Raw genomic sequence first — 12,638 nt, 5'->3', positions numbered from 1 at the left:
CTGTCAGGCTGAACGCGAAGGTTTCGGCGTTCACGCTCGATCCGCTCAGCGTCACCGTGTGCGTCAGCGTGTTGCCTTCCGCCTGGCTGTCACTGCTCACACTGTCAACACTGAGGCTGCTCGCATCGGTGATCGTCGTGGTCACGCTGCTCGCGCTCGCATCCGCGGCCACCGCTTCGAACTGACCGTTGTCGTTAATGTTGTCGATGCTGACGGTGAACGATTCCGAGCCTTCGGCCAGTGCATCGTCCAGCGTATCGATCTGGAACGTGGTGCTGTTGCTGCCCGCACTGATCGTCGCGCTCGCCACGCCGGTGAAGTCGCTGCCATCGACCGCCACACCACTGTAGGTGAAGGTCACGACGATGTCTTCGCTCACGTCGCCCGCCGCCTGATCCACACTCAGCGTGTAGTCGGTGGTGGCTTCACCTTCAACAACGTCCGTTGGGCCAACCAGGCTTACGGTCGCCGTGTCTTCGGTGCCAGGAGGCGTGCCGCCGTTGTCAAGGATCGTGATGGTGTGATCTGGGCTCTCGCCGTTGACACCCGTCGTAGTGTCAATATTCTCGAATTCACCGGTGTCTTGCACGCTGTCGATACTGGCAGTGAAGGTCTCCTCGTCTAGGTCCGCATCTGCGTTGGTCGGTACCGTTAAGGTGGCGCTGCTCGCACCCGCGCTGATGGTGACGGTTTGCGCCGTCGCGTCGTAGTCGCCCACTTCCGCTGTTCCGTTGCTGAACACGACCGTGACATCGGTGTTGTTGCTAACGGTCACTGGATTGCCATTTTCATCAACCAGGCTTACCGTAAAATCACCGGAGATGTCGCCTTCGTTGACATTGACCGGCCCGGTGATCACGGCGAAAACGGTGTCTTCTGCTGCCGGAGGATTATCACTGCCGATCTGGTCGGTAATAGCGGTCGTGACGCTGCCATTGTTGTCATCAATTGCAATGGTTTCGAACGAGCTATCGGTGTCAGTTACGCTGCCCACAGCCACCGCAAAGTCTTCAATCCCCTCCGCTAAGAAGTCGTCCAGAGTGTCTAGGGTGAAAGTGGCTGTGCTATTGCCGCCGGTGACGGTGACACTCGACACCTCGACGATGTCTTCACCGCTGGCGCTCACGTAGGTGTAACTTAGGTTGACGGTGACGCTGTTGCCCGCCGGCACCGGCTCACTCAAGGTGACGGTATAAGCCGCGGTGGTCTCGCCCTCAATGACACTGGCTGGACCAGCCAGAGACACAATAACGGTGCCTTCAATATCCGGAGTACCCTCATCATCCGGAGTGCCATCATCGTTAAGAGTGCTGCTCTGGTTATTACTGAATACAACGTTGCCCGGGTTACCCGTGAACCCGCCTGCAAAATTGTAGATCTGCCCTTCGGTTGGCAGTTCAATGCGATCAACGCGAACAAAGTCATGACCACCTCCGGTACCACCAGTACCCGCTGCAGGCGCTTCTTGCTGGTCCAGCAGGTCACCGTCGCCCTCCAGAGACGCCATTAGTGAGTCCGCGCCAATGTCATTCAATATTTGGTCATTTTGTTCCAGACCGGCCAATATAACGTCAAACTCGGAAGGATTGAGGTCGCGATCATTCTGGGCAAGCGATTGCAGAATGTCGTCAAAACGCGACTCCAGCAAGCTGGTATCGTTGGCATCAAGGGAGGCGAGAATGTCTTGTATTCGCAGCTGCTGCAGGTCGGCGTCGTTTTCTTCGAGAGTTGCGAGAATAGCCTCAAAACGCCCGTCTTGTAGCAAACCGTCATTGGCATCAAGGGAGGCGAGAATATCGGTGAACTGCTGATCTTGCAACAGAGCTTCATTTTCATCGAGAGAGGCCAAAATGGCATCGAACTGGGATTCCAGCACACTGGCATTGGTCGTTGCCGTTTCGGGCCACATTTCAGGGCTCATAGCGACTTCATGAGCACCGCTTAAACTCACCAGTTTGCCATCGCCAAAGTCCAGCTGTATTTGGCTGCCAGACTCAGTCACCAGCTGCTCATCAGCGGCTATAGTGTCACCTGCTTTGAGCTCCCGAAGTGAACCATCCTCCGCTTTCGCCCATGCCTTACCTTGCAATGAAACTACATTCGTCGCTTGCGCTGCCATTCCTGCACCCTTTTATATGTCAAGTGATCATTAAACGATCAATTTAAAAGACGGTTTTCGTATTACATAGGAGTTTAGGCGGGTTTAAGCGTCAATGGTATTGTACCTTAGTACAATACAGACTTTCGGCACACGGGCTTAGCTCTTGCCTTTATGAGAACAATATTAGTTACCTCACGCCGGCACAAGTTACACTCACAAAACTGGTCCATATCGAACAAACAATCATTTATGCGCCATGCGCACCCGGCGCGGCCTCCCCCGCGCCGTATCGCCCGAACCCAGCGTTATTTTTTTACAATAATGCGATAGTATAAGGGCTGGACAAGGGCATAATTAAGATTTATACGACTAAATCGAAGTGCACCAATCTCCTGTGAATTTGCTTGATGTACATGATGTAGTAGCAAAAGGGACTGTCGATGGATGACTTAAGCGGAGTAGTGGTAGAGGTTGTAGGTAGGGTGTGGGTCCGCGCAGAAGACGGGTCAGTGCGCTATTTAAATAAAGGGGACACCATCACCGAGGGTGAGCAGCTCATACTCGATGCCGGCGCGAGGGCGCGCTTCGATCTTGGGCAAGGAGCGCTGCGCGAAGTCGATGGCCCTATTCAGCTGCCGCTTACTGAGGATTTCTGGCCCGCTCCCCCATCAGCAACCGGTCAAGAGCCTATTGATGACATTCCTCAGGAGGTCATCATTACCCCAAGGGGTGACGCCCCGCAAGAACTGCCGCCCGATGTGTTAAATTCCGGCAGCAAACACTACGCCGTGTATTTAAACCGGGTGGGCGAAACACTGACTTCCGATCTTTTCTCCTCTGCCCCCGACAACCTTCCAGACTATGTGGATAACAACTATACCCCGCGGTATAAGACTAGCGACGACCCCGGTGGTGGCGGGAACAGTGGTGGTGGGGGAGGCAATGGTGGTGGCGGCGGAAATGGTGGCGGCGGTAACGGCGGCGGGGGAACTGTTAACGTCCCGCCAGTCGCCGAAGACCTCTTTCTGACAACCCCGGAAGAGATTGCGCTAAACAACACTATTCCGGCCTCAGATCGCGATGGAGATCCACTCACCTATGTCGTGGTAGAGCCTCCGGAGTTCGGCACAGTAAGTCTGGACCCGGCTACCGGGCAATTTATCTATACGCCATCGGCCGGCTATAACGGGCCGGATCAATTCAGCGTGCTTGTCTCGGACCCAACGCATACTGTAGAGCAAACCACGTATATTGAAGTTATTCCGGTTCAAGACCCACCCGTCGCAGAAGACCTGTATTTAATCACACCTGAAGACACCCCTATTCCAGGCGCCATCATTGCCAGCGACGCCGACGGCGATGAACTTACCTACACCATTATTGACGCCCCTGACTTCGGTAGTGCGGACTTTGACAGCGAGAGCGGAAGCTTCGTTTATTTACCCGGGCCCGATTATGTCGGTGAAGATCAATTTACCGTATTAGTGGACGATGGCCACGGTGAGCCCGCCGAGGCGGTGGTGTACATCACCGTTACGCCCACTGCAGACCCGGCCGTCATAGCGGGGGATGATCTGGGAGCTGTTATTGAAGATCAATCCGATCCGGTGTTAATGGATTCTGGTGAACTCAGTATTATTGACCCGGATGCCGGGCAGGCCGCGTTTGATACAACGTCAGTTACAGCGGATGCGTTAGGAGCCCTAACGATTACCGCTGCGGGACTGTGGGAGTATGAGCTGGAAAATGCCAGTGTGCAGTACCTAAGCGAAGGCGAACAGCGCCTGCAACAATTTTCGGTAAGTTCTGTCGATGGCACAGTGCACGATATAACCGTTGCCATTACCGGCGTTAATGATGCGCCCGAAATTCTGCTTGCCAGCGGCGATAGTGACTCGGCCTCTCTTACAGAAGCTGATTCCGCGCTTGCGGCGGAAGGTACACTAACCAGCCAAGATATCGACTTACAAGACGCCGTTACGGTTGAGGTTAATTCGGTCAGCTTCACGGGTAATAGCGGCAGCCTAAGCTCACTGACATTCCTTGCAATGTTTTCGGTTAACGACTCATCGATTATTGAAGCCGGTGACGACACAGGGGTTATTCAGTGGGAGTTCGACAGCGGCAGCGAAGCGTTTGATTACCTGCCCGCAGGTGACCGGTTAATACTTGAGTACACAATTGAAGTAACCGACTCGGCCGGGGCCACGGCCGAGCACCCCGTCACAATTACCATTACCGGCACCAATGATGCGCCCGTTTTTACCGGTGGAACCTTAGGCACTGTGACAGAAGATGAGAGCGATCCTGATCTCATTTTTAATGGTCAGGTCAGAGGTTATGACCCAGATGGTAATGAATCTGCCATCGACGACAGTGTTGCCCCCATACCACAAGGCAGCGTCATGGGGGGTATGGTTATCAATGCAGCGGGTCAGTGGACTTATACGCTGGCTAATGCCGATGTGCAGGACCTGTCACAAAACCAAATCGTCACCGAACGCTTTTTAGTAACCACGGTAGATGGCACACAGCACCCAATCTCGATCGTCATTCGCGGCGTTAACGACCTGCCGGAAATTACCGTAGACGCTGGCGATAGCGACAGCGCCGCGCTAACAGAAACCGATACGGCGCTGACCAGCAACGGAACACTGTCGGTGAGCGATATTGATTTGCGAGATACCGTAACGCCAGATGTCATTGACGTTTCGGCGAATATTGATGGCGCCATTGATTCGACCACTCTGCTTGCCATGCTCAGCGTGGACGCAAATGCCGTCATTGCGAATGGCGCTACCGAAGGCGATATAAACTGGACATTTGACAGCAGTACAGAAACCTTCGAATTACTTCCCGCCGGCATTGATTACATACTCACCTATACCATTGCAGCGACGGACTCGGCCGGAGGAACCGCGGAACACGAAATCACCATCACCATAACAGGCACCAATGATAAACCCGTTTTCACCGGCGGAGATAGAGGTGCAGTTGTCGAAGATACCAACATTCAGACGGGCAATACGCTAACCGATAGCGCTCAACTCACAGGCATCGATCCCGACTATGGACAGTCGCAAATAGATACGACCATAGCACCACGCCCGGTTAACAATGTGTTAGGCGGGCTCGTAATTCAAACCGACGGCAATTGGGACTACACCGTAGACAACGCCGCAACACAATACCTGGCCGCTGGGCAAAGTACATTTGATATTTTTGCAGTCACCACCATCGACGGCGCGAGCCACTCGATTGTCATCGAGCTTACTGGCGTAAACGACAACCCTGCTATTAGCGTGCAAGGAACAGATACTGACTCGGCCAATGTAAGCGAAACCGACAACAGTTTAACGGCGGCTGGCTCGTTGAGTGTTAGTGATGTCGATGTGCGCGATGAGGTCACCCCTGCCGTAGACTTCGTTGTTGTGACATCCGGTGACGATGGCGGTATTGCCAATAATGTACTGTTCGATATGCTCAGTGTCGATGCAGGTATAGTCATTGCGCGCGGCGATACTGACGGAAGTTTTCAATGGCAGTTCGATTCGAACAACGAATATTTTAATCACCTCGACACTGGCGACGAACTGGTTCTAACCTACACGGTTTCAGCCGCTGACGGCAATGGCGGCGTCGATACCCACGACGTGGTTGTCACCATCACCGGCACTAATGATGCGCCGACACCCAGCGGTGTAGCGATTCCGGATCAGCTCAATGAAGACCTGGAAACAATTCCCCCCGTCAATGTCAGTGCGGCGTTTACCGATATCGATAGCGACGACACTCTCACCTTCAGTGCCGCCGGCTTACCGCCCGGCCTGGTAATTTCGTCGGCGGGCGAGATTACCGGTGCACTGGATAACAGCGCGTCGGTTAACAGCCCTTACACTGTCGAAGTTACCGCGGCGGATAGCCAGGGCGAAACGACCACGGTATCTTTTGAGTGGACTGTCACCAACCCCGCACCAGACTTTATAAATGAAACCACGGGTATTGATGACGACACCTATGAATACGAAGTCTACGAAGGTGTTGTGGATGGCACCGCCATTGTCGCCGCGAGCGACCCCGATGGCGACGATCTAAGTTACGCTATTGTTGTCGGCAACCAAGACGGTTTGTTTGCCATTGACTCTGCAACCGGCGAAATGTCCATCACTCGCGCCGTCGATGACCCCGACTTAGGCGTTAGGGAACTCACGGTTCAGGCCAGCGACGGCGAAGGCGGCTTTGACTTGGCCACCGTAAGAGTCACCTTGATTAATGTTAACGATCCACCCGAGGTCTACCCCGACACACTGGAGGTCAACGAAGACGACACACTCACAGCTCAGGTCCCGGCGCCCTTTGATGTAGACAGTGCCATCAACCCTACCGGTTATGAAGTGGTCGATAACACTGGCATTACAGCCGGCCAACTGACCTTTAACCCCGATGGCAGTTTTCAATTCGACACCAACGGTGAATTTGAAGAGCTCGCCTTAAACGAAACAGCGAGTGTGAGTTTTACCTACCGCCTTTTAGACTCTGAGCCCGATATTGACAGCAACCCGGTATACAGCGCGCCGGCCACCATCACGATCGATATCATTGGCGTCAACGATCCACCTACTTTCGGTGGCGACGATACCGGTGCAGTAACGGAAGACTCTGGCACCTACCAAGCCACCGGCACCCTAACCGTTACCGATATCGACAACGGTGAATCGGTTATTGATGACAGTCGCGCCCCGGTATCAATAGGCAATAATCTGGGCGGGCTTGTGATTGCCAGCAATGGCGATTGGACCTACACGGTAGACAACGCTGACTTGCAGTATTTGGCGCAAGGGGAAACCGGCCAGGAACGTTTTATTGTTTTCTCGGCAGACGGCAGCGAACATATTGTTGATATTACGCTTACGGGTGTCAACGATGCACCCAACATTAGCGTGGCCAGCGGCGACAGAGACAGCGCCACATTGCCCGAAACCGATACCATCATAAGCACCGCAGGCCGCCTGAGTGTTAGCGATGTGGATGTCACAGATGAAGTTTCTCCCACGGTTACCTCGGTAAGCGTTGATCAGGGCGACGACAACGGCATAGCCAACGCAACCTTCTTAGCTATGCTCAGTGTCGATGCCGGTGCCGTTATCGCGAACGGTGCTACAACCGGCACCATCAACTGGGTGTTCAATTCCGGTGACGATGAGGTATTCGATTACCTATCCTCCAATGACAACTTGGTTTTAGAGTACGTAATCACCGCAGAAGATCTCAACGGTGCAACCGACACGCAGGCTGTCACCATCGTTATTGGTGGCACCAATGATGAGCCGGAGGTGCCCGACGATACCGTAAACACCGATGAAGATACGGCCTACTCTGACACCGTTCCTTTAGCCATTGATGACGACGGCACCGTGGCCAGCTATACCACCGCAGGCAGTACACCACTTCCGGCAAACTTGCTGACGTTTGATGCTTTTGGTAATTACACCGTGGACCCGAGAGGCTCTTACGATTATTTGGCTGCAGGTGAAACAACTGATTTTGTATTCAGCTACCGCGCTATAGATAACGAGGGCGCCATCAGTGACTTCGGTCAAATTACCGTTGAAATTCTAGGTGTCGACGACCCCACTCAGGTAAGCTCCGACTCCGGCTCGGTGCGCGAGGACACCACCTTGACCACTAGCGGTCAATTGAACGTGTTTGATATCGACAACCCCTTAATGGCGTTTGTGGCCGACACCTACACCGATGCTTACGGCACTTTAACGGTCAGTGCTGATGGCTCGTGGAATTACGAGCTCAACCAAAACGACACCGTCGATGCGATAACCATTGGCCAAACCGTCAATCAAGTTTATACCGTTAACCTCTCTGACGGTGGCGATGGCGCAACGACCAACGATGACAACGTCACCACGACCGTGACCATTAATATTGAAGGTATTAATGACAACCCCGAAGTGGAAGACTTAGCCTTCAATATTACCGAAGGTGATGTATTGAATCTGCAGCAAGTCAATGGCAGCGATATTGATGGCTCTGTTGTTGGCTATGCACTTATGAGTGATGTGACCGAAGGCATACTCACTTTCCAACCAAACGGTGATTTCAGGTTTGAGGCGGACAACGGTGATTTCGATGACCTTGCCGCTGGTGAAACCCGGGACGTCACCTTTACTTACTCCGCAGGAGACAATAATGGCGCCGTATCGGAGCCCGGAACGGTTACCATTACCGTCACCGGTATCGACAATGCACCCAATATTAGCGTCGGCTCAGGCTCGGTTATTGAAGACACACAGCCAACAGACGCCGGCACTATGTCAGCAACCGATATCGATAACCCCAACTTAGCATTCGTCGCCAATTCCTACGCCGGCACCTACGGTGACTTCAGCATTGACACCGACGGCAACTGGACTTACACCCTAAGAGCCAATGATGCCGACCCGCTCGATTTGGGCGATAACGTCGTCGACACCATCAATGCCATTGCCTTGAATGACGGTTCAACAACATCGGCAACCATTGACGTTGCCGGCACCAATGACGCACCAGCTTTAGTACAAACTCAGATTAACGTAACCGTCGACGAAGAAACCACGCTGGATAATCAAAATCTTTCAACCATCACCGATATCGACGCCGATGACACACTTGGCGGTTATTATTTACTGGACGATTCAGAATTTCCGCCCGGCAGTTTGATATTTAATACCAATGGCACTTACACCATTGACCCCAGATTTGGCTTTAATGACTTAAACGACGGCGAGACTGACCAAGTGTCTTTTACTTACCAGGCATTTGATAGTCACGGCGCCCTTTCCGATGTCGGAACGGTCACCGTTACGGTTGAAGGCTCTACCGATGGGCCACCCGACCCTAACACCGTGGAAATCATCGAAGGCGATGCCCCGGACGAAATTGTGGTAAGCGGCGGGCCACTTGCAACATCTTCGCCTGGCACTTACCCCGATAGCGGCGGTTATGGGGAACTTGTGGTCGACGGCAGCGGCAACTGGACTTACACACTAGATGATCCAGCACTGGCGGACGAAATAGCTTTAGGCGATCAGGTTACGCTAAACATCAACGGGGGCGGGAGCGACGATGTCACGATTGTGATTATCGGCACCAACGATGCCCCTACGGTGACCGATGTGCCCTGCGGCACTTTTGACACGGTCGAGAATACAGTTTTCAACGGCAATGTGCCCGCCGGATCCGATGTCGACGGAATCGTAGTCTCCTATCGGGTGGTTGATAGCAGCGGCCTGGCAAGTGGCAGTATTAGCTTCAATAGTGACGGTAGTTTTAGTTTCGACCCGGGTACCGCATTTGATCCTCTGGATGCGGGTGACATACAAGAAGTTTCTTTTACCTACCAAGGTATTGATAATAACGGCGCGGCCAGTAATATCAGCTCCTTTTGCATCACCATTAACGGTGAAGATGACCCGGCCACACTTTCCTCGGGAAGCGGCACCGTTATCGAGGACGACGCCGGAAATAACAGCGACTCTGGCACCTTAACCTTTACCGATGTTGACCAAGATGATGCCGCCGGCACGGCCACGTTTGTGGCGCAAACAGATGCAATTGGCACTTACGGCAGTTTCAGCATCGATACCAGTGGCAGCTGGACCTATGTTCTGGACAACGATGATCCCGACACCGACGCATTAAACGCTGACGAACAGGTAACAGAAACTTTTAACGTTAGCAGTGACAGAGGCAATACAACCGTCACGGTTGAGATCACCGGCAGCAATGATGTCCCCGCCATCGATTCTGGTGATCCCAATATTAGCGGCGCAACCGATGAAGATACGCAACTTCCGGGCGATTTACCACTGGCCACCGACATAGACAGTGATGGCGCAGTGGTGGGCTATATTCAAACCGCCGACCTCACCTATGTCGCTGATTCATCACCTGCACCAGGCGAGCTAATTTTCTTTGCCGATGGCACTTACAACTTCGACCCCAGAGGCTTTTACGATTACCTGGCCGATGGCGAATCGACAACGGTACAGTTTAGTTTTGCCGCGGTGGACAACGAGAGCGGCGCGAGTGACCCACAAGTTGTGACCATTGTCATTGCCGGGGTCGACGATGCCCCGGTCATCACCTCCGCAACCGTTTCTATTACAGAAGACGATGCCAACCCAGCTGCAACGGGCACGCTGGCTGCGAATGATCCGGATGATGATACCGACCTCTCTTTTGTTCCGGCAACTGTAAACGGCAGCTATGGCAGTTTGACCATCGATGCCAACGGCAATTGGAGTTATTCTCTAAGCCCAAACGCCCAAGAACTGCAGGCGGGTGAAACCGGTACCGATACCATCACAGTCGATGTCAGTGATGGCAGCACCACGACAGTGACGGTCAACATTCAGGGTATTAATGATGTCCCCACCCAATCTGATATAACCGTCAACCTTGATGAAGACTCCACGATCAGCGACGTCCTGCCTGCAGCGACGGATGTGGACGGCAATGTCGTGGCTTATCGCCTGGTAACGGGCAGCTTTTCGGGGCCAGGTACACTAAACGTCAACTCCGATGGCAGTTACAGCTACGACCCCGGCGAAAGCTTTCAACAATTGGATGCCGGCGATAGCGCCGATGTAACGTTCCAGTACTTGGCTCAAGATAACAATGACGGGATTAGTGATCCTGTTACCGTGACCATCACTGTGACGGGCGTCAATGATGCCCCAACGGCCACAACAATTGCCGACCAAAATGACGCTGAGGGCTCGGTTATTGCGCTGGACACAAGTTCAAGCTTTAGCGATATAGATGCAGACAACATCTTCACTTATTCGGCTACAGGCCTTCCCGCAAGCTTGACGATCAATAGCTCGACCGGTGTGATTGAGGGCATCTTAGACAGCGATGCGGCTGCAGGCTCGCCGTACTCAATTGAGGTAACCGCAACCGATTCCGGTGGGGTAGCGGTCAGCCAAAACTTTAGCTGGATCGTAGCCAACCCTGCGCCGGATTTCGTTGGCGAAACGTCAGGCAATGACGATGACGTTTACCAATTCAGCGCCAGTGAAGACGACACTGCCGGCACCCTTGTCGGAACCGCGCAAGCCACCGACCCGGATAATGACACCCTGACCTACGCCATTACCACTGGCAACAGCGCTGGAATGTTTGCCATCAACGCGGCCACAGGCGACATTACGTTAACCCAATCGGTAACCGATGCAAAGGTAGGTAACTATAGCTTAGGCGTCACAGTGGATGATGGTGCCGGCGGTGAAGACAGTGCCACAGTCAATATAGACTTAGAGAATATTAACGATGCTCCGATAGTAGACTCCAGCAGTATTGCCGTGGCCGAAGAGTCGGCAAATACCCCACTTGGTCTTACGGCCCCCACCGATGATGACGGGGATACACTGACTATTACCGTAACAGGCGTACCCGCCGAGGGCTCTATCACCTTAGCGAACGGCACTGTTGTCAATAACAGCGACACTCTCACAATTGCCGAACTGACAGGCTTGCTCTACACCGCGCCGCTTAATGTGCCTAGCGACTTTAGCGAGAGCTTTACCTATCAGGTGGACGATGGTCAGGCCCAGGCCAACAGTATTCAAGTGGGCAGCGTGACAATTGACGTGTCTGCGATTAACGATGCCCCCATCGCAGTCGATGACACTGCGACGACTGCCAATAACAGCCCGGGCATTGCTATTGACGTTCTCGCCAACGACACCGACGAGGAAAACGACACGCTGGAGGTTCTTAACGCGACCACCGACTCCGGTACCGTTTTTATTAATGCCGATGGCACGCTGCAGTATGTCCCGCAGAATCATTTTATCGGCGATGCCACCATAATTTATGAGGTATCAGATGGTAACGGGGGAACAGACTTTGGTGAAGTTATCGTCGATGTCACGCCTGGTATTTTGAGCCCTAAGAACAACGTCTCTGCAATTGCCGCCACCGAAAATACAGCAAATGAGAATCAAGGTAGTCTGTGGGCAAGCACACGCTTCTTATCTCAGCCCACAGATGCTAGCCAAGACGCTTTGATGCTGTCTGATTTACTGGACAACGCCAATGACTTTTGGCACGTGAGTCAAGACACAACACACCCAAGACTTACTCACGCTGACCGTTCAAAGCCAAACCCCGACAATTCGGACATTCAACATAAAGCCACTCCCTACAGCAGCCTGGAGATTAACGATTTACTCACAAGCGAATTAGACGGAGATTTATCTACACACCTTTATGATTCTGGTGAAAGCTTGGAGATGTCTTCACCTAACAAGGTGTTATCTACAGAAACAACCTCAAACGATAACACGTCAGGTGCTGGCAAAGCTTTACCTAACATCAGCTCGGACGCCCTGATTAACGTCGATTTAGATAACGCACTTGTTCTTATGCAAACGCTCAGTACGGTTGATCACTGAAGGAAGGGTGGGAGACTTACTGCGCGGGAGGTTCCGCAGGCTTTGGCGGCAGCCAAACGCAGGCAGCTATTTTTGATACCAGG

Annotated in this window: 2 protein-coding genes; one reads left to right on the top strand and one right to left on the bottom strand. The window is 53.0% G+C overall.

All coding sequences use genetic code 11. From position 1 onward, the window contains the following. Positions 1-2,119 (bottom strand): Calx-beta domain-containing protein (locus QWI17_RS00780; protein WP_302720584.1); only part of this gene is annotated, 2,119 nt, incomplete at its 3' end. A gap of 422 nt (positions 2,120-2,541) precedes the next feature. On the opposite strand from QWI17_RS00780, the gene QWI17_RS00775 reads away from it, so the two are divergent. Then, on the top strand, positions 2,542-12,555 hold the full coding sequence (locus tag QWI17_RS00775) for a cadherin-like domain-containing protein (protein ID WP_302720583.1): 10,014 nt from the start codon (positions 2,542-2,544) through the stop codon (positions 12,553-12,555). Positions 12,556-12,638: the final 83 nt, after the last annotated feature.

The organism is Gilvimarinus gilvus (genome assembly GCF_030518155.1).
Taxonomy (GTDB): Bacteria; Pseudomonadota; Gammaproteobacteria; order Pseudomonadales; family Cellvibrionaceae; genus Gilvimarinus; species Gilvimarinus gilvus.
This window is presented reverse-complemented; position numbering and strand designations above follow the sequence as displayed.

Bases quoted from the DNA above. Each gene is read 5' to 3' on its own strand.
- QWI17_RS00775 (WP_302720583.1), top strand. From the start codon at position 2,542: ATGGATGACTTAAGCGGAGTAGTGGTAGAGGTTGTAGGTAGGGTGTGG.